This is a genomic window from Gemmiger sp. An50 (genome assembly GCF_002161595.1).
Classification (GTDB): domain Bacteria; phylum Bacillota; class Clostridia; order Oscillospirales; family Ruminococcaceae; genus Allofournierella.
This window is the reverse complement of the sequence record NZ_NFID01000009.1, coordinates 1-22465: the sequence shown is the minus strand read 5'-3', so window position 1 is coordinate 22465 and position 22465 is coordinate 1. Positions and strand designations below refer to the sequence as shown.

General features: G+C 53.0%; 20 protein-coding genes. 4 read left to right on the top strand and 16 right to left on the bottom strand.

Translation table 11 applies throughout. The annotated features are described in order from the left end of the window. Nucleotides 1-5 precede the first annotated feature (5 nt). The 3 genes from B5G03_RS09195 to B5G03_RS09185 form a co-directional block, all read right to left on the bottom strand. Nucleotides 6-1373 carry a relaxase/mobilization nuclease domain-containing protein gene (locus B5G03_RS09195; RefSeq protein ID WP_087181418.1) on the bottom strand — a complete coding sequence of 456 codons (1368 nt, stop codon included), beginning with the start codon at nt 1371-1373 and terminating at the stop codon, nt 6-8. A gap of 3 nt (nt 1374-1376) precedes the next feature. Further along, complete coding sequence (locus B5G03_RS09190; protein ID WP_087181417.1) at nt 1377-1688, bottom strand: plasmid mobilization protein; 312 nt, start codon at nt 1686-1688, stop codon at nt 1377-1379. A gap of 201 nt (nt 1689-1889) precedes the next feature. Continuing rightward, entirely contained in the window at nt 1890-2966 is a 1077-nt protein-coding gene (locus B5G03_RS09185) for an AAA family ATPase (protein ID WP_087181416.1), read from the bottom strand. Between the two features lie 122 nt (nt 2967-3088). Here B5G03_RS09185 and B5G03_RS09180 point away from each other — a divergent pair, with 122 nt between their 5' ends. Together B5G03_RS09180 and B5G03_RS09175 are read left to right on the top strand one after the other, a co-directional pair. Further along, nucleotides 3089-6118: an RNA dependent RNA polymerase gene (locus tag B5G03_RS09180; RefSeq protein WP_242962387.1), complete on the top strand. Its 3030-nt coding sequence runs from the start codon at nt 3089-3091 to the stop codon at nt 6116-6118. Continuing rightward, nucleotides 6108-6980, top strand: a complete 873-nt coding sequence (locus tag B5G03_RS09175; RefSeq protein WP_087181415.1) for a hypothetical protein — start codon at nt 6108-6110, stop codon at nt 6978-6980. The genes B5G03_RS09180 and B5G03_RS09175 overlap by 11 nt, the downstream gene beginning before the upstream one ends. Nucleotides 6981-6988: 8 nt before the next feature. Here B5G03_RS09175 and B5G03_RS09170 read toward each other — a convergent pair whose 3' ends face one another. From B5G03_RS09170 to B5G03_RS09125, 10 genes are all read right to left on the bottom strand, one after another. Continuing rightward, nucleotides 6989-7279 (bottom strand): DUF6809 family protein, encoded by a 291-nt coding sequence (locus B5G03_RS09170; protein WP_087181414.1) that lies wholly within the window; start codon nt 7277-7279, stop codon nt 6989-6991. 91 nt (nt 7280-7370) lie between these two features. Beyond that, entirely contained in the window at nt 7371-8051 is a 681-nt protein-coding gene (locus tag B5G03_RS09165; protein WP_087181413.1) for an MAE_28990/MAE_18760 family HEPN-like nuclease, read from the bottom strand. Then, nucleotides 8051-9100, bottom strand: coding sequence for a DUF262 domain-containing protein (locus tag B5G03_RS09160; protein ID WP_087181412.1), 1050 nt, complete (start codon nt 9098-9100; stop codon nt 8051-8053). Before B5G03_RS09160 ends, B5G03_RS09165 begins: the two co-directional genes overlap by 1 nt. Next, the gene (locus B5G03_RS09155) at nt 9100-10149 is read right to left on the bottom strand and encodes a DNA cytosine methyltransferase (protein WP_087181411.1); all 1050 of its coding nucleotides are present in this window, start codon (nt 10147-10149) and stop codon (nt 9100-9102) included. The genes B5G03_RS09160 and B5G03_RS09155 overlap by 1 nt, the downstream gene beginning before the upstream one ends. A 2-nt stretch (nt 10150-10151) precedes the next feature. Beyond that, nucleotides 10152-10595, bottom strand: a complete 444-nt coding sequence (locus tag B5G03_RS09150) for a very short patch repair endonuclease (protein ID WP_087181410.1) — start codon at nt 10593-10595, stop codon at nt 10152-10154. A gap of 6 nt (nt 10596-10601) precedes the next feature. Further along, nucleotides 10602-11537: a DUF4928 family protein gene (locus tag B5G03_RS09145; RefSeq protein WP_087181409.1), complete on the bottom strand. Its 936-nt coding sequence runs from the start codon at nt 11535-11537 to the stop codon at nt 10602-10604. After that, nucleotides 11530-12636, bottom strand: coding sequence for a DNA cytosine methyltransferase (locus tag B5G03_RS09140; RefSeq protein WP_242962385.1), 1107 nt, complete (start codon nt 12634-12636; stop codon nt 11530-11532). The genes B5G03_RS09145 and B5G03_RS09140 overlap by 8 nt, the downstream gene beginning before the upstream one ends. After that, the gene (locus tag B5G03_RS09135) at nt 12596-12826 is read right to left on the bottom strand and encodes a helix-turn-helix domain-containing protein (protein ID WP_481808412.1); all 231 of its coding nucleotides are present in this window, start codon (nt 12824-12826) and stop codon (nt 12596-12598) included. Before B5G03_RS09135 ends, B5G03_RS09140 begins: the two co-directional genes overlap by 41 nt. A 419-nt stretch (nt 12827-13245) precedes the next feature. Continuing rightward, the gene (locus B5G03_RS09130) at nt 13246-14097 is read right to left on the bottom strand and encodes a GNAT family N-acetyltransferase (RefSeq protein WP_087181408.1); all 852 of its coding nucleotides are present in this window, start codon (nt 14095-14097) and stop codon (nt 13246-13248) included. 32 nt (nt 14098-14129) lie between these two features. Further along, the gene (locus tag B5G03_RS09125; RefSeq protein ID WP_087181407.1) at nt 14130-14777 is read right to left on the bottom strand and encodes a TetR/AcrR family transcriptional regulator; all 648 of its coding nucleotides are present in this window, start codon (nt 14775-14777) and stop codon (nt 14130-14132) included. Nucleotides 14778-15015: 238 nt separating this feature from the next. Between B5G03_RS09125 and B5G03_RS09120 the strand changes: the two genes are divergently transcribed. Next, nucleotides 15016-17904 (top strand): glycoside hydrolase family 3 C-terminal domain-containing protein, encoded by a 2889-nt coding sequence (locus B5G03_RS09120; RefSeq protein ID WP_087181406.1) that lies wholly within the window; start codon nt 15016-15018, stop codon nt 17902-17904. Between the two features lie 123 nt (nt 17905-18027). Here B5G03_RS09120 and B5G03_RS17880 read toward each other — a convergent pair whose 3' ends face one another. The 3 genes from B5G03_RS17880 to B5G03_RS09110 form a co-directional block, all read right to left on the bottom strand. Then, complete coding sequence (locus B5G03_RS17880; RefSeq protein WP_242962383.1) at nt 18028-19617, bottom strand: glycoside hydrolase family 3 N-terminal domain-containing protein; 1590 nt, start codon at nt 19615-19617, stop codon at nt 18028-18030. Nucleotides 19618-19709: 92 nt separating this feature from the next. After that, nucleotides 19710-20480: a hypothetical protein gene (locus B5G03_RS17875; RefSeq protein ID WP_242962381.1), complete on the bottom strand. Its 771-nt coding sequence runs from the start codon at nt 20478-20480 to the stop codon at nt 19710-19712. Between the two features lie 51 nt (nt 20481-20531). After that, nucleotides 20532-21302, bottom strand: coding sequence for an SDR family NAD(P)-dependent oxidoreductase (locus B5G03_RS09110; RefSeq protein WP_087181405.1), 771 nt, complete (start codon nt 21300-21302; stop codon nt 20532-20534). Between the two features lie 143 nt (nt 21303-21445). Here B5G03_RS09110 and B5G03_RS09105 point away from each other — a divergent pair, with 143 nt between their 5' ends. Next, nucleotides 21446-22348: a LysR family transcriptional regulator gene (locus B5G03_RS09105; RefSeq protein ID WP_087181524.1), complete on the top strand. Its 903-nt coding sequence runs from the start codon at nt 21446-21448 to the stop codon at nt 22346-22348. Nucleotides 22349-22465 lie beyond the last annotated feature (117 nt).

Genomic DNA, 22465 nt, shown 5'->3' with positions numbered 1-22465 from the left:
CTCCTTTACATGGTCTGCTGCCAAGTTGGTTCTTCTTCATGATCGTCCTCCTTGTGACCGAGAGCGATTTTCTTTTGCCGCTCTTTCCGAAGGGCTTTGCTGTCGGTGTGGTGGTGCGTAGTGGTAGCGTCCATCACAGGAGCAGGCCCCTGGCCGCGCTCCAGAGCGTGTCCAAGCTGGACCACACCACCCACAGCACCAGCCCAGTCAGCGCCAGAGCCGCCAGTCCCAACAGCAGACTGGTCCATGGAATGTCCGGCAGACTCGGTCTGGGCAGTCTGATGCTGGGCAGAGAAAAACGCTTCTCTTTCTGTTTCCCAGCCTGTTCGCTCATCTGCTCCAGATGTCTCACCGCTTTCAGCAGTTCGTCCATCTGCGTCCGCGTCGGGAGCTGCGCCAGCAGTTCGCTGCTCTTCTTCAGATAGCCAGTCTGTCTCTCGGTGCGGTACCCCAGTGTGCAGAGGTCGCTCAGCAGATTCTCCCACTCTGCTTTCGTGGGATGCACTTCGGGAGGCAGTGTCAACTCCTGCGCCGGAGGCTGCGGTGTGGTCTGTACCATCTGCGTAGGTCGATTCTTTTCCAACAGCTCGTCCATAGATAATTTCTTCTCTGATCCTGAATTCATATTCCATATTCTCCTTCAGATATTTGTCCCCGAACAGCAGGCGGTCGCGGCACTGCCAGCCGCTGGGTGTGGTGTAGGTGATGTTCCGCCGGGAGCTTTCCCAGCGTACCTTGTAGCCCTCGCCCTCCATCAGCGCAATAAACTCCTCCCGTCTGGAGGCGTGGCGCATACAGTCGTTGATGATGTTCATGAGCTGCAGTTTCTTACTTTGGCCACGGGCGGCCGTGTGATACTCGCCGATGGACATCGTCTTGCTCTTCTCTTTCCTGTTCGTGGGGTTGAACACAGGGAGAGAAAACTCCATGCAGACTTGATCGTTGCGCTGTCGCAGTTCCTGGAGCTGCTCCTTTGCGATGTGCAGTTTCTTCCCAGTGTCGAAGTTGACCGAGTTGATGAGAAAGTGGGAATGGATGTGTTCCCGGTCTGTGTGGGTACAGACCAAGACTTCATATCCCTCATAGTACTCAGCCAGCTTCAATGCCGCCGCATGGGCGGCGACCGGGTCGACCGCTTCGCCTTTCGGGAAGCTCTGCACCATGTGGTAGAACAGCACGCCGTCGGTTTTGTGATGCAGCCGCTTGGTGGTCATGAAGTCCGAGTAGACAGATTCCAGCTGGCAGTTGATGCCTGTGACCAACTGTTGGCCGTCACACTCGGTTTTCTTGTTCTGCATGGTGTACCGCATCACGGCTCCCATGCATCCGGTGCTCTGACCACGCTTGTAGTTAGTGAAGCTGATGATCGCCATTTTTCACCACCGCCTTCGTTCCAGGATCAGCCGGACAGCAGTGCAGAGTTCAGAGAACGCCTGGCGTACACCGTCCAGGTTGACCACCGTGACGCGTCCCATGTGCGCCAGGGTGACAAGCTGGTTTAGATTTCTACCCATGGACTTCAGCTCCTTGAGCACTTCTTTTAGTCCGTCAATGACTACCACCTGCTTTCCCAGACAGCAGGCCGTCACATAATCGCTCATGGACATCCCGGAGCGTTTCGCCAATTCTTTGATGGCCTCTCGGTCTTCGGATGCCATCCTGGTGCTGAATTTGATATCTTTTTTCATGTCGTTTCCTCCAGTCTTTCGTAAAAATGGGGTGTGGGGCAGCGCCCCGCAAACAGGCGGAAGGCGGGCGGCGGCTGTGCCGGTGACCAGACAAACGCGATGCTGGCCACCTCCAAGGAGGTGATTCTCCCACGCCGAACACCCGCGTTCCACCTTCGGCCACAAACGGCCCCACGCGGCGTTTCTTTTGCCTTGCGGGGTTTACTCACCGCACCTGGAAACTGCCCGTAAATCGCCGCACAGCGCCCCGACAGGGTCGATAGGGACGATTTCTCCGTCACCCTCCAAATCGACACTATCGGCACGACGCAGCTCAATTACTCGCTTCCCGTTGCTGCGGCGAACCGTTGCCTGAATCCCATTTTTTCTTAGGGCCTCAATGCTTTGCAGGATCAGCCTTGAAATCTTTTTGGGCGTTACCCCTTCGATTCTGTCAGGGTCGATCTTTTCGGAGAGTTCCGTGGGAGTGCCGATAAATATTGTTCTGGTGCTCATAAATGCAGAGAGGAGAACGACGATCCGATCCTCACGCAGCACGGGTTCTTCTCTGCTATCCGAAACCAACTCCCACACATTTTCCTCGCTGCGTCGAAGCTCCAGCTCCCGGTATTCGATGTCCCGGCCCACGCAGGTCAGTCTGGCCCTGCCGCTGCCCCGCTTTTCTTCCACCAGTGTGAAGCTGGAATCCACTGCACCGCTGATAGCGGTGGTGCCAGAGATCCGATGGAACACATCTTCCGCCTTTTCTTTCCGCAGATGGTGGATGAGCAGGATGGCAATGCCGTGCTTGTCCGCCAGCCGCTTGAGCACAGACAGATCCCGGTAGTCATTGGCGTAGGTGGCGTCGTGTACCGGTCGGACCATCTGCAGGGTGTCGATAATGACCAGCACGGTGTCGGGGTGTGCGGCGACGAATGCGTCCACCTGTTCCTCCAACCCTTGGCCGATGAGGGCGCACTCGGTACAGAAGTGGACGCTGTCTGGTGCATCCTCCGTGATCTCGAAAAGCCGGTTTTGGATGCGGAGGACAGAATCCTCCAGGCAGAGATAGAGGGTGGTACCCTGCCTGGTGGTCATGTTCCAGACAGGTTCTCCCTTAGCCACCGTCACCGCCAGCCACAGAGCAAGCCAGGACTTGCCCACTTTCGGGGAGCCTGCCAGGATGTGCAGGCCCTGAGAGATCAGGGTGTCCACCACAAAATTGGGCGGTTCCAGCGGACGATCCATCAGGGTTCTGCCGTCAACTGTGATCAGGGGATGGTTCATTTTGTTGTTCATGTTTAGTACCTCCATTTCAAGAATTTGAATACAAAAAGCTCCCACCTCAAAAGAAGTGGGAGTAGTATTCATTTTGATTTTGAAATGGTTTGTGGTAGAATAGAGCAAACGGAGGTGAGCCAATGACGACCTATCAGATCTACGAACTCTCTGCCCGGGCGGTGATGAGTTATGCCGCGGAGCAAGACGGCGTTTACACCTTTGCTCTGAACCGCAGTGCCACCGAGCACTGCAAGGTACCGGGCGCCAAGCACGAGCAGGACAGCTGCGCTATGTTCCATCAGCTGATGTACCAACTCCACGGGGAGGGTTGGCGGGAGCGTAGCGATGAGAAAGTCACATCGCTTTCCGATGTGCTGTTCTATATGGACTTCGCCGGAATCTTTGACCGGCGCGGAACCGGAAAGACGCAGCAGGCCCGCCGGGAGAAGGCCAGAGACATGTTCCGCCCCGAGGGGATCACCCTGGACTTCGGCAGCGGTCTACACCGCTATGTGGCCTTTGAGCGCTCCGCCAGCATGAGCCGTCAGTCCCGTCTCTCCTTCATCCGGGCGGATCTGTATGAGCCCATGCGCCAGCGGATCATGCTGAATATGGAGCTGGACCGATGCCAGCTCAGCAAACGCTACGCCTACAATGGTCTCATGTTCTCCAGCGGAACCCGGGTGGACGGCATCCGCATTGACAAAAAACACCGGGTCATCGTCATAGACAATCCAACCAAGAGAGTGGAGCGAGCCCCTGTCATCACCCTGCGGGAAGGCAGAGAGCCGGGAACCTTTTACCGGGCAGATACACTGGAAGATCTGGACATCACCTGCTTTGACGGCGTGGGCCTCATCTCCAAAGAGTACGCCGAGGTAGTGGACAAGGCCTGCTGCGGCAGCCACACTCACACCTCCTTCCAGATTCGGATGCCCTACATCAAGGGGATGCTCCATCAGGTGGATTTCAAGGATTTTTTGAAGCGCAGCGGCACCCAGACCATTGTGGACATCTGGGGCAAGGCGCACCCTGTCCGCAGTGTGGACATCATCCTCACCCGCAGCCAGTTCAAAGCCTACGGCTGGCTGCGGGAGAACGGTATGACCTGGGAGGACTATTGGGACGCTTTTCGGGACTACAACCACGCCCTGTACATCACCAACCTGAGTAAGACGGAGCCAGAGAAGCTGGTGGAGCTCAACTATCAATTTCTCTCCACCCTCTCCATCCAGCTGGAGGAGTTTCGCCCCGCCGACCTGCCGGATGGCTGGAGCCACAGTCCAGAGGATGACCCCCGGCAATGGCTGACCAAGGCCACCGAGACGGCCTACTATAACTTTCGTGCCAATGAAGCATATCAGCAGGAATACTTTCGCCGGGGCCTGAGCCAGTCAAAAGGAAGTCGGGCGAACATCATGGCCCGGGTGTTGGAGAAGAACCCGAAGTTTATCCGGGAACCTATCTACGCGGAACAGCTGGATGGGCAGGCCCGGAAGATCCTCCGAGGCTACGCCGTTGGGCGGTTGCTGGTGCCAGGGGACAACCGATTCCTCTCCGGTGATCTGTTGGAACTGCTGCGGCAGTTAATTGCGCCCCGTGTGTTCCAGTTGCCCGGTGAGCGGGACTTCTGCAATCAGGTGATGGGAGATTTCTTTGCGGAGGACAGCTTCTTTGCTCCTGGTGCAGCCTATGACCATGAGGACAGCTGTACTCTGCTGCGCAATCCCCACATCGCCCGGAACGAGGAATTGCAGCTGTCGGTGTATCCGGGGGGAGACGACCTGCGCCAACACTACCTGGGCCACCTCACCGATGTGGTCATGGTGACCGCTGACAGTTTGGCAGCGGAGCGGCTGGGCGGCGCCGACTACGACGGCGACCTCATCAAGACCATTGCCGATCCCATTCTGAACCGATGTGTGAAGCGGAACTATGACTACGATGTCCATCAGCAGCTCTCCAATAACGCCAACCTGCCCCTGCTGAAAATTCCATCCTTGTCCGCACCCAAGTCCGACGCTAACGACTGGCAGGCCCGGTTTCAGACGGTGGAGAACACCTTTGCTGCCCGCATTGGACAGATCTGCAACGCCGCCCTGGATCGCAGCGTCATCGCCTACAACAACCACGCCGACCCGGAGGAGCGCAAGCGGTGCCGCCGGGACTTGGAGGCCCTGGCCATCTACAGCGGACTGGAGATCGACGCGGCCAAGACCGGTGTGCGGCCCAACCTGGATAAATTTCTCAGCAGGAAAAGCGTGAAACGCACCCCCTTCCTCCAATACAAGTACCTGGTGGAGCGTGCGGAGGAGCGTAACCGCGCCTGGTATGAGCCCACCCACCGGGAGCGGCTGGAGACCTTCTTTGCCGGGATCGACTGGGACACGGTGGACTCCCCGGTGGAGCGATTGCCCTGGCTGGCCCGCCAGCTGGAGCGCAACACGCCGAAGATTCAGGAGAAACCAGCGAAGGACAGCGAACTATTCGCCTTCGCTCAGGAGCGAAACTGGAAAAAACAGTTGGATGAGAACATTCTTTCTTCTGTCTCTGCCTTGCTGTGGGACTACGAGCACTGTCTTTCCCGCATTCGGGCCTGCCGCGCCCCCGCCAAGGGACAGCAGCGGAAAACGGACATCGATCGTATCCTCTACGCCAGGGGGCAAGAGGAACTCTACGACAGCGACGAGCTGTATGCCTTCTTCCAGCAGCTTTCCCCGGAGCGTATCGCCGTTCTGCGAAAGGCAATCGTGGAACAGCAGTGGCACCTGATGGCAGAAGGGCAGAGAGAAGAATTTCTGCGGGAGTGGCTGCCGGAGGGAGCCGACTACTACGATCTTCTGACCGACTTCCGCCACGGCGGGTTCCGTCTGCTGGGAGATCTGGTCTGTGATACGGACGATCTGGCGGCAGCCCGGGAACGGAAGCAGCTCCGCCGCCCGGCGGACTCCCCGGCCTTCCAGAAGATGATGGAGGCCTATCTGTCCGCCCCTTTCAGCGGCAACGAGCGGGCCGTGGTGTCCAAGGTCTGCCGCAAGCTGTTGGACAAGATCGTCCGGCCCAGCCTGGCGGCGCCCTATGTGGTAGCCCTGGGCAAGCGGAACCTACTGTGGGATCTGCTGCCGGATCATATTGAGGAACATGTGCTGGAGGTGGATCATGCTGAATGAGTGGAAGGAATTTCAGGACTACACCGGTGCGGTAAAGTACACCGCCCGGAACAAGCAGGACACCACCTACCTGGGCCTCTTTACCTTCGACACCATTTTGGATTTCGAGGGACTCAACCGGGTGCTGACCATCCTGGCAAGAGGGTTTCTGTTTCATAACGAGGATGGCAGCCCGGTCAAAGCGCCCCGGGAGCGAATCGACTATGCCAAGCGGGGTCTGTGCGCCTGGTGCAGTGTGCCAAGCAGCAAAAAAGCCACGCCTCGGGAGGCGTGGCAGTTCAGCAGTGATTTTGGAAAACTCCATGGGGAGTTTCCCGGCCTTGTGGAGGAAAACGGCAGCGGATGGTTTCACAGGCATGTGCATCGGGTGGTGGATTTTGTGCGGGAAAATCCCGAGCGGGTATCCAGCAGCGCTCAAAAGAAGTGCGCCTCCATTGAGAAAGGCTTTGACCGTGCCTGGCGGGACAAGGTAATTCAGATGCAGATCCCCCTGTTTGCCCCCACCACCAAGGGGCAGTGGGGCCTGCGGTTTGACAGTTTTCTGGCCCAGGCTCTGGAGCTGGGGCCGCTCCGGACAGAGGAGCCGATACTTCCACCCGCATTGGTGGTGCAACTTCGCAGCCTCACGCCTAAGGGCGTTCCCGTGGAGATGGTGGAGACGCTGGCGGCCTACTACCTTGCCAATAAGCCGGAGGACTCCGACTGGGTGGTGCTGCCGGTGGCCAACTTTGACGCATATTTCGGCACCACCAGCTTTGGGCGGAAGTATCTGAAACAAATCCCGGAGACCATTTTAGAGCGATCTGAAACAGGCTTTGGACTGTGCCGGTATCGGCTGGGCGGCACCCTTGTCATTAAGTAGGGATAGAATCAGGCATCCATCTCCGCTTCTTCCACTGGAGATGGATGCCTGTCCATTTCAAAGTGATTCAGTTCATATGCCAGTTCCCACGCCAATTTAAACCCGCAAAGGAAACTGTCCACGGAGCGTTCCTCTGCAATCAGGCCCTGTGCGTCCATGATTCGGAGCACCAGTTTTCTCTCCGGTTTTTCCAGGCGCTCAATGAGTTGCCGGTGACAAGTTTCGATTTCCTGCTCAGCCTCTGACATGGGTAAAGCGGTATACAATCTGTCATACAGTAGCTTCAGTGTGTTGTTCATACGTCTCGCCTCCTTGTAGCAAGACACAATAGCACACGTAGGCAAAAATAGCCAGCCTTTTATGAATATTTCCGATGAAATAGTGGTGTTTTCAAAGTTTATATTGTTGCTCATCGTAATATTTTTTCATGCCAGTTAAAAGCCCTTTCAAAAATAGGACTGTTTCTTTTTTTATATCAATAAGCTGATCAATACTATAATCTCTGCCGCATTCTGCAAAGGACAAGGTCCCATGAGCAAGATCGTTTCGTCTTTCCTTTACTGTCTCAAGAACAATACCACCTCGGCTTCCTTCTTCAGCACTAAATCTGATTCCATGCTCATTGCATACATTCCGTATTTGTTGTGCGTCAAGGTTTCCACTAATGGCTGTGGCCTTTCTATCTAATTCAATTATCTCTCCATTAAGTATAGAATTAATAATTTCAAGCGCTTTGCTCTTGTATGAGTTAAAATGAGCTTGCTGATCATATACCTGCATGAATTTATATGCAAACCAAATATCCTTGATTTCTTTCCTAACTCCAGAATAAGTAAGACCTTCCTGTTTAACTTTATCGTATATCTCAAGGATTCCCCCCATTACGGTTGATTCCACCAGGTTGTAGATCATGAGCAAAGTATTGGCTTTTAATATTTTTATAAATTCTTCATTAAAATAGTGAGTATCGGTAGCGTGTCCAATAGAGCCCCTGTCTAATTCCTTTATCGCTTCGAAATACAAGTCAATTTCTTGAACACGCTCATCAAACATATCCAAAATAGCTTGCATTAATCAGCACCTTCAAGAAGCATATTTTTTACATAAAGAATGCGTCCGCTTACCCTTGCAGGGGAATTACTGGCATGGGTAGTTGTATGGCGTTTGAACTCCTCCGAATCAAGCCATTCCATCGACTGAGGAACCAAGTCAGGCTTTTCACGCAAGGCCAATGCGACACCAACAGAGATAGCTTCAAAGCGAACTCTTGGTGTAGATTTGGCCCGTGAAGTCTTCGCGAAACCAAATGGGAAGTATTTTTTTACAAAACTGAGCATTCGATCAAATTCTGTTTTCATTTTTTCGCCGTCAAAAGAATCTTTTGTGCTCTCAATGTAATCATCTAAAAAACTATCAACGCGATGATTAAACTCCTGATAATGGTCTAAAAATGCAAAGAATCTAATCACCAATTCCAACTGCTCATACCGTTTTTTCATAGTATCGCTTATAGGACACACTTCTTTGAATATATCGTCTTCAGTGCATGACATTAAGAAATCCATAAATGGACCCCTAAAACTCCCTCGACGGACTTCGCTTGGCTTAGCCTCTCTTCCTGTTGTGTTAATTCTGTTGAATATTTCCTGCCGGATTTCCAATGAAGTATCATCAGACAACACAATTACTCGCATATTGGTTTTATCAAATTTCTTGCGAAAATAGGCTGGTACATCGTTGTAGGAAAAGCCGTTTAATGAATTAAGTTTTTTCAGACCAGATAAAACTAAGTCGCCAGACATAAACTCTTCCATAGCTTGAGTTCGCTGCGCTCCGTCAATTATCTCACAACGGCCATCTTCAGTATCAGAAAAGAACATGAGCGGTATAGGAAGTCCTAAAAGAATTGACTCTACGAATCGATTTTTGTCCGCCTCATTCCAAATATACTGTCGTTGATATTCGTCGGGAATATAAAACTCATCAGACCTAAATTGTTGGATTAAGAAGTCTATCGTATAATCGCGTGTGTTATAGTCAATTTCTTTCCTCAATTTGCTAATTTGCTCTTCAGCAGCAACTTTTTGCGCCTCGCTAATAGTGACCTGCTTAGTAGACATTATCTCACCCCCATGTTATTTAAGTGATCCATAATGCTAAGTCCTATTGCTCGCCCCAATTCTACAGGGACGGCATTGCCTATGTGTACGCCGATACTTCGATTGGTCTCAAAATGTTCGGGATCAAGGAATTGATACTCCGGTGGAAAGGATTGCAATAATGCGCCTTCACGCATAGAGAGAGCTCGATTTTGTTCAGGATGCCCAAAGCGACCATTTCCATACCCATAGTACTGGGTAGTAATTGTCGGCGATGGCTTATCCCATTCCATACGACCATATACTGCACGATACCCTTTACCAGAAGCTTTTTTGTGACAAGGTAATTTTAAATCATCATCCCAATCTTTCCATGATCCACCTGGCACTGATTGCCGAATTCTTCGTCTATTTGTTTGCGATAATCGACTGGCTCTATGAAGAGGGTCGTCAGGATCGACTGCACCATCTTCAAGATATGGTAAGTTTCCAATTGCATCTCTAACCGTTAAATAATGTTCCTCGTCAAATAACGGAGGAATCAATTCTATATTTCCAAGCCTTGATGCCAAAAGAACCAATCGTCGCCTGCTTTGTGGAACGCCATAGTCAGCGCAGTTAACGATTTTCCAGCAGCAATGGTACTGTAGTTCTTGTAACTTGCTAATGAAGTCGTTAAAAACTGGTTCGTGGGACAGTTGCGGAACATTTTCCATAGATACTATTTCCGGAAGTACGGCTTCAACTAAATTGGCAAAGTAGTATAGCAGCCGCCATTTATCATCCTTCTTACCGTTTTTATTGTATCTAAGCGAATATGTGGAAAACGGTTGACATGGGGCACATCCCACAAGTACTTTTGTAGTTCCTTCAGGAAAGTAGTTTTCTAATTCATCGCTTGCAAGTTGAGTAACATCGCGCAAAACAAATCGTGCACGATTATTATGTTCATATGCAAATTTGCATGAATTTTCAACATCAACACCTACAACTACAGGAACCCCTGCGAGTTCCAATCCGTGGGTGAGACCGCCTACACCACAAAATAAGTCTACCGCTGCAACCGGCATAACTATGGTTCCTCCTTGGACATAAGGGTTCTTTTACTATTTAACAAGCTTAATAGTTTCTCACTTAAGAACTCTTCATTTTTCTTCTTCAACTCGCACTCCCAAATCCGCAATACAATCCAGCCTCTTGCCTTAAATAGTGCGGTTACCTCTTGGTCATGCTTCATATTCCGTTCACGTTTCTTCTGCCAATATTCCTGATGGTCGGCGGGACGTGTATTCCGACAATCATGTCCGTGCCAGAAGCAACCATCCACAAACACAGCGATCTTTTCCTTGGGAAATACAAAATCGGGATGTCCCTTTACTTGATAGTTTCTTCGCCAGCCTGTGATTCCGTTATGCTTGAATATTTCAATCAAACGCAGTTCAGTGGACTTATTCTTTTTGGACTTGACCTGTCGCATGATGTCGGACCGTTTTTCTGCATCGAAAATATCCGCCACTACAAATCACCTGGCTTCAAACTCTATGCGGAGACTGGGATCTGTTTCTGCTTCCAGCACAATTTTGTTGTATCGGTCGATTATTCCGGAGAGAGTAGAGTTTCGCCTTGTCTCGTCGAAAAGGCTATGCTCATAAACGTTAGCAGATAAAAACTGCTGAACATCCCATACCTCTACGCGTCCGGCCAATCCAGCGTCTTCGGCAAGATTAAGAGCGGTATGTACGCGCTCAAAAATCGTGATAATGACGGGACGGCAACCAGCGCGGAGATTAGCCTTGCATTTTTCAATCAGCAAGGCGCCAGGCATGGTCGTACAATGGATGACCGTACTGCCGATGACAAAATCGCCGTTGCGATCCGTGGGACCATCGGCAACGGATGCCCCGTGAATTTCGAAAGAGTTTTCCGGCATGATCAAACAAAGCTTCGCCGCGACAAGATGTTGCAACACAGTACCGAGATACTGTGTACCGGGATTTTGACTCTGGCGTTTTTTCGCCTGCTCAAACAGTTCATCCAGATTTGCTCCGATAGTTTTAGACGTGTCTGCAGTCAGAACGAACGGCTGATTTCTAAAGTATTCACGCACCTGCTCGGCCCAAAAGTCCTCGATCACGGAAAAATCCACGGATTCTTCTGCATTCCATTCGTTCAAAAAGTCCACGTACTTAATCATCAGGCCCATGCTACCCCGGCTGGTTCTCCCGCCTTCGGAGGACAACTGTTGGGTAATGCCGTGTTCTTTTAGTATCTTTTTCAGATTGGCTCCACCAAGCCCGGCAACCTGCCCTTTACTGCTCGTCTGGAAGTCATCTGGATTCAGCGGAAAGTCCTTATCTTTCACCATACGGGTAAATTGTACGACCAAAGACAGGGGCCCCTTCGTGGTGATATGGTTTTCAGATTGAAACGCTTTCAGGCGTTCTTCAGGACTAATCATCGTATACAGCCTCCGCAATTTTTGTCAGGAAACGCTCTCCTATAAACCGTGCGACCGGGGCGGCCACGGCATCACCCATCGCTTTATATCCGTCGTTATAGCTACCTGGAAGTAGAAAACTGTCTGGTGCCCCCATCAGTCTGGCAGCTTCGCGCACGGTCAAGAGACGCGCGTGAGTCTGGCCGTTCTTCTTGACCACCAGATACTGCTTACTACTCCCGCCTTCTGGCGTTCGCAAGCAACCCGCAATCCCATCAAAACGCAGCTCCAACTGCTGTGTTCCGTTTCTCGTCCTACGATAGCCTGTGGCGTATACGGCATCGTGCGCACGCAATTTTGCTTGATGCCGCTCGGGAACCAGCCGTAAAACGTCATCTTTATCAAATGGCGCGCTGTCCTCCACAATATCTTTAAGAGACACAACACGGCGCGGAGGTTTTTCTGTATACCACCACACCCAGCCCGGCAGTTCGTGGCCCAGTTGTATCGCTGCATTATTGTGTAGCCAGCATGGTTCATCCCCAACTAATTCCTTTGGAATAGAACAGTCTTCTTGTACAGCAATAATGAACACCCTCGGTCGGGATTGGGGCACAAAATGGGAAGCATTCAGCAAGATGGCCCCGCAACGATATCCTCGCTCTACGAGCGCCAGATGAAGAACACGGTAATTGTCGCCACCGTTTGTAGACAGCAATCCCGCCACATTCTCCAACAATAGAATCTTAGGTTTTTCGTCCATCTCGTCCAGTACCCGTAGCCATTCCCAAACCAAGCCACTGCGGGACGCATGGATTCCGCCAATAGAACCAGCCAGAGACAAATCCTGACAAGGAAAACTGGCCCAGGAGAGGTGAGCGAAAGGTAAGTTGCTCCCCCTGATATTCTTGATGTCGTCCAGCACAAACCGCTCACGCCCAAAATTAGCCTCATAAACGGCGGCCTTCTGTTCGCTGATATCATTTGCCCAAACGGGAGAGAACATTTCTCTTAGACCATACGCAACAAGACCACTGCCAGCAAAAAACTCATGCATCGTCCAAGGTGCGGAAGATAAATCAATATTCTGTTTTTGATACATGGTGCTTTTGAGAATCATTTCTTTCCCTACCTTGTCCTCTTTTATCAGTTGTCGGTTTTTCTGCATTGTCTGGAATAATCCAAATCCGACTCATGCGCGCCGCCCCAGCAACTCGGTTTTCTTTGCACAAAATTTGAACTTGTCGGGGGGTCACGCCCCATTTTTCAGCAGCTTCTTGCACTGTCATATATCCGTTCACTTGTGACACCTCAAAGTTTCTCTTATGGGCTTACACTCAATTATTATTAGTATATTCGTTTGAACGAAATTAAGCAAGACCATTTGAGCAAAAAGTTATCCCCACATCAGTGCCCACTTGTAACAAAACGCCGCGTCACAAGTCGATAGAAAAAGCCATTGCAAATTTTTGTTTCTGCAAATGCTGTATAATCAATTTTTGGCATACCATACACCGCAGTCCGTTGGCAGAAAACTTACCACTTTGCGAGAGCGCTGCGTTCGCATCGCAGAGGTCAAGGGTTCGAATCCCTCCAGGTCCACCATAAAGAAAGCCGTGAAACACTGGTTTCACGGCTTTCTTGTTGTGTCAGAAAGTCGCGGGAGCAAAAAGCTCGATGCCTTTAGCCGGTGTGGCATAAGAAAACGGCGGCTTTTGGAAGATCTTTATTATTTCAACGCTTCCATCCGGGCAAATTGCTTTTCCATTTCAAACTGTCTTGCCACTTCTTTGAAGCCGAGACAGCGGAACAGCTCCAGAACTCCCCGTTCCTCTTCGTCAATGTTTTTTGCCGTGAGCGAGCGATACCGTGCAAGCAGACTGCAAAGGACCAGGTTCAGATCCTCAATCTTTTGGTAACCCATCTGAACGATGCTCCCATCCGCCTTTGCATAAACACAAAACGCGAATGCTCTTTCCCTTTTTGCTGATGCCACCCCATACAGCTCCGGATTTTTCCGAACAACGGCTTCCGAATGCTCGTAGGAAGGAAGTGGGCAATGGCAGGCATTTACTGCCTCAAACGGGAAATCTTCATATTCCGTAAACTCCACATTGTCCGGTGCGGAAACAGAACAGCAAGAACCATCTCCGTGCAAAACAACAAACTCTCTGCAAACTGAAAAGCCCTGTTTCTGATACAACGCGATTGCTTTTTCGTTTTGCTGCAGCACCTCCAAACAACAAGCTTCCACTCCCTGTCGTTTGGCCTCCTGCTCTGCAAGCGAAAAGAGGTTTGTGAAAACCTTTCTGCCTCGATGCTCCGGAACAACGCCCGCGGCCACATCAAACAGTACGGTTTTCCCCCGGTAAACGCCCCGGGAATGGAGAAGTGCCCCCACCATTTTCTCTTCCTGGAACGCGGCGAAGGACAATTTTTCGTCCACTCCGCTTGCTTTGCAGATTCCGGCAAGCGCGGCAGCATTTAACCGTATGGGAAGGTAATAATCGGAAAAAGCCAGATTCAGGCATTCCGCCAGTTTGTTAAACGACATCCCTTCGATCGTCTTGTACTGATACATCTTTTCCCTCCAGCTTATATCACAGGCAGTTTTCAGCTGCGGGTACCCGTTTTCAGATTTCTTTGACGGATCGCCTCCAGGCCAGCCGCCTCCAAATGAATAACATGCAGCCGCATGGAAAACCAGCGGTCGTCCTTGATCCAGCCCAAGGCGCTGTTCAAGGCGTAGGAACCGGAAAGGAAATAGTGAAACATTGCTTCTGCCTCCTGCGGGGAGACCAGACAGTATTCCGCCAGCTCCGGCACCACGGTGGGCTTCAGCATCAGGAACAGTTTGTTCTGGATATAGTCCGAAATGGTGCCATCCTGAAACAAAACGCGGTATTTTGGCGTATCCGCGATTCGCTGGCAGGTAGGCAGATCCCCGTTATGTTCGCGCAGCTCTTCCGCCGTATTGAACCGGGTCAGATAGACCATTCGTTCCGGGAAGCTCAGGTGTACAGCGGATGCGCTTTCCGCCGCCATTTCAAAGGCCTCGCAGATCAGCTCATCTAATACCTGGTTCAGATTTTCATAATGGGTATAAAACGTTGTGCGGGTGATTTGAGCATCCGCGCAAACCGCGCTGATGCTCAGCTTTTCAAAAGGCTTGTGCCGCAGTGCATCCAGCAGCGCATCCTTGATCGCGTTTTTGGTGTATGTGACCCGGCGGTCCTCCTTTTTGGTTATTTCCTTCGCCATGCCAACACCTCCTGGGATCATTATGTCACATTACTGTACACACTGTCAAGAAACGTACAATCCTCGGAAATCTGTTCGGCTGCTGAACAGTTTTTGTAAAACTGTCTGCTCCCGTACAACTTGCTTTGTTCTGCTCTTCTTCGTCCCCCGCTGCCCCGGGTATAATTTGTGCAAGGAAAAAGAGTTGGCCATTTTCTTTTGCATCACCCCAAACAGCGAAAAACAAGGAGGGCAATCAATGTTTTCATTTGAAATCGAAGATGTGATCAGCGTACTGCAAAAATGCGCCCCGTATCTGATCGGTCTGGGCATTGTGCTTCTGGCCGGGATCGTTGTTGTGCTTGCGGCCGGGCGGCGGCCCCGCCCGCAGCGGTTTCTCGTGCGGGCGCAGGCTGGCCTGGCCATGCTGCTCGCCGTTCTGGTGGCAGTAAACGGCATTATGCTGGGGAGCGTTTCCTCCCTGCTGGATCTGGCGCTGGAAAAGGAAGCGCAGATCAGCGACCAGACCATGACCTCAGCCGAGGAGACTGCTTTACAAATTGCGGAGGAAGGCTTTGTTCTTTTGGAAAACAAGGACAGCACCCTTCCCCTGACGGACGCGACAAGCCTGAATCTGTTCGGCTGGGCCTCCTCCAACCCCATTTACGGCGGCACCGGCTCGGGCGGCATCAACGCGCTGTACGATATCGTGAGCATCCAGCAGGGTCTGGAGCAGGCCGGATTCTCTGTGAACCAGGAGCTGCTGGATTTTTACACGAACTATTCCGCCCAGCGGCCGGACATGACCATCACCACCCAGTCCTGGACGCTGTATGAACCGCCGGTGGACGCCTATCCCCAGGAGCTGATGGACAACGCCAAGGCCTTCTCCGACGTGGCCGTGGTTACCATCGCCCGCCTGGCCGGTGAGGGACATAACGACATGCCCATGAAAATGAGCGAAGCCGGTTACGACAACAACTCGGATACCTACGCCGATTTCCAGCCGGACGATCATTATCTGCAGCTTTCCCAGACCGAACGGGCCATGATCGAGCTGGTGTGCAGCAATTTTGATACGGTCATCCTGCTGGTGAACAGCGGCAATCCCATGGAACTTGGCTTCGTGAACGATTACGAGCAGATCAAATCGGTGCTTTGGTGCCCCGGCCCGGGCAATGTGGGCTTTTCTGCCCTGGGCGAAATTCTGCGCGGCACCGTGAACCCCTCCGGCAAAAGCACCGATACCTTTGCCTATCATCTGAAGAACGCTCCCTGGTGGAACAACTACGAGGATTACCATTACTCCAACCTGGAGCATCTGGCGGTTGAGGGCATGAATTCCGGCGTATCTCAAACCTATTACCCCTCTTTCACCAACTATGTGGAGGGCATCTATGTGGAATACAAGTTCTACGAGACTGCTGCCGCAGAGGGCCTGATTCATTACGAAGAAGAAGTTCAGTACCCCTTCGGTCATGGTCTGAGCTACACCACCTTCCGCCAGACCATGAGTGAGCTGACAGTCACCGACAACTCCGTTCAGTTCGACGTCACGGTCACCAACACCGGCAGCGTGGCGGGCAAAGACGTGGTGGAGGTATTCTACAACCCGCCCTACATCAACGGCGGTGTGGAGAAGGCCACCGCCAATCTGCTTGATTTTGAAAAAACTGACCTGCTGCAGCCCGGTCAGAGCCAGACGTTCTCCTTCTCTTTTGCGCTGGAGGACATGGCCTCCTACGATTACAAAGATGCCAAGGCCTACATTCTGGATGCCGGAGATTATGTGATCTCCATCAACAGCGACTCTCACACCATTCTGGATCAGAAGGTGTTCACGCTTGAGGAGAAAATCGTGTACGACGGCGAAGAGGGCCGGGTCAGCGATAATCTGACCGCCACCAACCGGTTTGACGACTGCGCCGGTGATGTGGAATACCTCTCCCGGGCAGATCATTTTGCCAACTACGCTGCCGCCGTGGCTGCTCCTGTTTCCAGGGAAATGCCGGAGGACCTGGTGCAGCAATACCACTTGAACAGCAACTTTGACCCCTCCACCTACCTGGACCCCAACGCCTCCATGCCCACCACCGGAGCGGACTACGGCCTTACCCTGGCCGACATGCGCGGTTTGGATTATGACGATCCCCAATGGGAACTGCTGCTGGACCAGCTTACCGTGGATGACATGGCCAATATGATCGCCCTGTGCGGCTACCAGACCCCGGCCATGAAGTCGGTGGGCAAGGCCCAGACTCTGGACATGGACGGCCCCGCCGCCATCAACAACAACTTCACCGGCTACGGCTCGCTGGGCTTCCCCATCGAGATCGTGATCGCCAACACCTGGAGCAAGGAGCTTGCCTGCCAGTGGGGCGAGACCATGGGCCAGATGTGCGTGGAAATGGGCATCCAGGGCTGGTACGCCCCCGCCATGAACACCCACCGCAGCCCTTTTGGCGGCCGCAACTACGAATACTTCTCCGAGGACGGCGTACTGGCCGGGCGAATCGCCGCCCAAGCGGTTGCAGGCGCCATGAGCAAGGGAGTCTACTCCTACATCAAGCATTTTGCCGCCTACGACTTCAACGGCAAGATGGTCTGCGTCTGGACCAACGAACAGGCCCTGCGGGAAATTTATCTCAAGCCCTTTGAAATCTGTGTCAAGGAGGGTAAGGCCAATGCCCTGATGGTTTCCTGGAGTTTCCTGGGCATCAAGTGGACCGGCGAAAACAGTAACCTGATGCAGACGGTTCTGCGGGATGAATGGGGCTTCCGTGGAATGGCCATCACCGACTTCTTCCGCAACAACGGTCACGGCTTCATGAATGCCGACGCGGCGCTGGCCAATGGCGTGGACGGCATGCTGGCAACTGTGGACGGCGGACCCAACTTTGTGACCGACCGCACCGATCCCTCCTCTGTGACCTACATGCGCCGGGCCTGCAAAAACGTAATGTACACGGTGGTCAACAGCTACCTTTACAGCGACAGCTATCAGGCCAAACAGGGCATCGGCTGGCGCGTTTATGTGTATGCCGCCGACGCAGCCGCTGCAATTGTTCTGATCGGTCTGGAGATGCTGGTGCTGCGCAGCTACAAAAAGAAAAAAGAGCCCGCTGTCACCGTAGAAACCCACTCCTGAAAAACATTTACAAACAGTCTTAAAACCGTAAAATCACCTGTACTCCCGGCAGTTTTCCGCCGGGAGTACAGGTGATTTTTTATCCGTTCATTCCGCAAACCAAACCGGTTTGTTTTTTATTCTTTAGGTCGTGGTCTTGCTTTTTCTGCGCCACCGCACGATCACAATGGCTTCCACCACTGCCACCGCGGCAAGGATGCCCGCATCAATGGCAATGAAGGTCTTGACCATGGGGCTGAGACCGGTGCCGGCGGTGCTGCGGGTATAGGCACCGCTATTCACGGTGGTGAAGAAGATATTCTTCGCCGCCTGGCGCAGCGCCTTGACCAGCGTGGCGGAATCCCGGTCGGTCAGCTGATTGGACTCGTGCTGCAAAAAGCCCAGCATCAGATCGCCGCCGCCCCGCAGCACATCATTGAGCAATGCGGGATTGGAACCGCAGTAAACATCGCCGATGAAGTTGAAGGAGGTCATCACCGCCATGAGATACCCAGCAGCAGCGCCGCCCATATCCCGGTTTTCCTTCACGCAGAGTTCAAACGGCTTCATGTAGATCTCCCGGATGGCCTGTTCGTCGGAATAGGTCAGCAGGAAAGAGCAGCGGTTGGTTTCCTGATCGTTGAGCACAAAGTGTTTGATGTAGGCGTAGATTCCATTGCTGGTACCGCCGTTCACCATGGCGGAAGCCATATAACCGCCCAGCACGCCATCCTCGGAATAATACTCGAAATTACGGCCGCAGAAGGCGTTGCGGTGGGTGTTCATGCCCGGGCCGTACCAGCCCCAGATCTCGCAATCGGCAAACTCTGCGCCCAGCGCCTCGCCGGTGCGGTAGGTGAGGTCGGTGTTCCAGGTCTGGCAGATCAGCACCGCCGTGGGGAACGAGGTTCCGTAAACGCCAATGTACCAGTCGTTCAGGCCGGTGCCGCCGTCGGAGTCCATGGTCTGCACCTTGCCCACCGACTTCATGGCCACCGTCTGGAAGCCGCCCAGGTTTACAAGGTTGAACATTTCATCAAAGGTCAGCTGATCCAGAAGCTCCTCCCACTGCGGGTCATCGTAGGCTTTGCCGGTGAAATCCGCCAGGCTCAGGCCATTGTCCGCGCCGGTGACAGGCATTTCATCGTTCGGATCATCGTACTGTGTGGGGTCATAATAGGCCACGGATTTTTCCGTGATGCGGGCCAGGGTATCCTCGTCCATGGAATAGGCGTCTTCCGCGGGAGCTGCCGTCGCTTCGGCATAATTGGCAAAGCCGTCCGCGCGAGAAAGATAGGTCACGTTGCCGGCGGAATAGTCCTGGAACTGATTGGTGGGTACAGCACTGTCGGACGGGCGGCCGTTTGCGCTGTAGTCCACATCGCTTTCTACCGTAAAGGTCACGCTGTCCAGCACGGTGTGGGAATCTGCCCGGATGGACAGTGCATATTCCCCTGCCTCCAGCACATAGCCGCCGTCGGCCGTTTTGATACAGCCGGAATCATAGGAGGCGAAATCCTCCTTGTCGATGGTGAAGCTGACCGTCTCGGACGCGCCCGGCTCCAGCTGGGCAGTCTTGGCAAACTGCACCAGATTGACCGAAGCCTTTTCAATGCCGCCGTTCGTATAAGGCGGCGTGAAGTAAACCTCCACCACGTCCTTACCGGCCACATCGCCGGTATTGGTTACGTTGACGGTGAGGGATACCGTATCCCCATTGTCGGAAAAGTCCACGATCTCCTGGGCAAAGCTGGTGTAGCTCAGACCGTAACCAAAGGGATACTGGACCGTGGCATCGTAATCGATCAGACCTTCCTCTGCGGCCGTTAAGTACCGTGGATGATGGCATTCATATCGGTGGGGAGGTCCTGCCCTTCGCCGCCGGAGCGGGAGATGACGATCATCGCCGTATCGGAAAATTTCTGCGCGTTGGCCATCAGCTCGTCCGTGTAGTATTCCACCGGCGGTTCCGGCAGCGACCAGTCCGTGTAAGTGACGCTTACCACATTTCCGCCCAGGTTGCGGGTGGGGCTGTATTCGGTGTACATGTCGGTGATTTCCTTGTTGTAGGAAATGCCGGCATCGGTCAGCGACTGCAGAATTCCCACCGAAGCGCTGTTGTCCGAAGAGCCGGAACCGGTGCCACCGAAGATCGGGTTGGTGGATGCCCAGCCGAACACGTTCAGATTGGTGGTATCGGTCAGCGGCAGAACGCCGTTGTTCTCCAGAAGAACCATGCCTTCCTCTCCAACCTCTTTGATCACCGCCTTGCTGTTCTGAATCGACTCCTCGCTCACCTGTGCCCGAGTGTTCATGATGGGAGAAAGATTGTTGTAAAGCGGACCAAAGCACATGATGTTGGCGATGGTGGCCACAGCCAGGGCCCAGGCAAGACCCGCGCTCCAGCGCACCACGTGACGTGTTCCCTTTTTTACAAGAAAATGGGCGGCTACCATAACAATAACAGCCACTGCCAACAGGCCAATGATGGTGTAAATATAGCCGCTGAGCATGTTTACGTATGTCTGCACATCGGTTGTGCTGACGCCCATTGATATGAAGATCGGAGTCAGCAGATCAATCAGCAGTTGTATCATTCAAATTGCCTCCTCTTTTTCGCTGTTGCTTGTACAGCGCACTGCCGCTGTTTACAGGAACGCACCGTTACAGACCTGAATCACCTGACCCTTGACGTGACGGCCCATTTTGCTGGCCAGGAACAGGCAGGCATAGGCCTGGTCCATGGGGTCGCATTCCGGGCCGGGGAAATACACAAAATGCCCGCTGTGCTCCAGCATTTTTGCGCCGCCGGGCTGTTCGCCGGCCTTATTGGCGATGTGGGCCGGGGTCACCGTGGCGCCGGGAGCCACCGCATTGCATCGGATGTTGGTGTCAATCAGCCGCATGGCCACATTCTTGGTCAGCGTGTTCAGCGCGCCCTTGGTGGAGGTATAGGCAGCTCCACAGAAGGGGCGCTCACCGTTCACGGAGGAGATATTGATGATGACGCCATCGTTTTTCGGCATAAAGATTTTCAAGGCCTCGCGGATATAGCGCATGGGGCCGCCCAGGTTTGTGTTCATCACAAGCAGCATCCAGTCATCGTCGGTCTCGTCGATCATCTTCTGTTCGCCGATGCCCGCGTTGTTGATGAGGATATCCACATCCCCAAACTCGCGCAGAGCGGTTTCAAACACCCGCTGTGTATCCTCGGTGGAGCAGACATCCGCCACCACACCCACTGCGCGGCCGCCCTTGGCGCGGATGCCCTGCACCACCTCATCCAGCTTTTCCTGCCCTCTGGCAGTGAGCACCACGGCGGCACCTTCCTCGGCAAACAGTTCCGCCATCGTCTGGCCCATACCGTAACTGGCTCCGGTGATGATGGCCACCTTTCCTTTCAGCATTTCCTTTTCCAAAACAACAACCTCCTTTGTTGGTCCTGATCTCTGGCTTCATTATAAAGCGGCAAGAATGCCATATCAAATACTTATATTTGATGCATTTTCATAATTGAAAATTATAGAATTTTCAATTATACTGAAATCAGGAGGTGATGAAGGTGGAGCTTCGCGTGCTGCAATACTTTCTGGCGGTGGCCCGGGAACAAAACATTTCCTCGGCAGCGGAATCACTGCATCTTTCCCAGCCGACCCTTTCCACCCAGCTGAAGGCACTGGAAAACGAGCTGGGCAAGCAGCTGCTGATTCGGGGGACCAAGGGCTCCCGCAAGGTGCTGCTGACCGAGGAGGGCATGCTCCTGCGCAAACGGGCGGAGGAGATTCTGGAGCTGGTGCGAATGACAGAAAGTGAGATTTCCCTGTCCAACGAGGTGATCGCCGGGGATGTGTACATCGGCACCGGCGAATCGGATCTGATTCGCATCTTTGCAAGGGCCGCCAAACGAATTCAGGAAAAATACCCGGACATCCACTATCATATTCTCAGCGGGAACGCATCCTTCGTGCAGGAGCATCTGGACCGGGGCCTGATCGACTTCGGCGTTGTTTACAGCCCGGTGGATACCAGCATTTACAGCACCATTAAAATCCCCGTTCACGATACCTGGGGCGTTCTGATGCGCCGGGATTCCCCGCTGGCAAAAAAGGATGCCGTCCAGCCCCAGGACCTGCTGGACAAGCCGCTGATTCTTTCCGCCCAGAAAGCCGATGCCTGGCCCATGTCCAACTGGTTCGGGCAGGACATTTCAAAGCTGAACGTGGTGGCCACCTACAATCTGGTGTTCAACGCCTCTCTGCTTGTGGAGGAAGGACTCGGATATGCGGTCTGCTTTGACAAGCTAATCAACGTGAGCGGAGACAGCAATCTATGTTTCCGCCCTCTTTCTCCCACGATAGAAGCCAAAGCATCCATCATCTGGAAGCGCTATCAGGTTCTGTCCAAGGCTGCCGAATGCTTTTTAAACGAGCTGAAGCAGGAGATGGGCCTGCTCACCGACATATAATCATAACCCCACGTTGAACGTGGGGTTTGCAGAACGGCCCTATAAGGGCCATTATTCCAGCAGCACCTAAAGGTGCGTAATGAGCAACGCCAACCGCACTTGGCGTTGCTTTTTTAC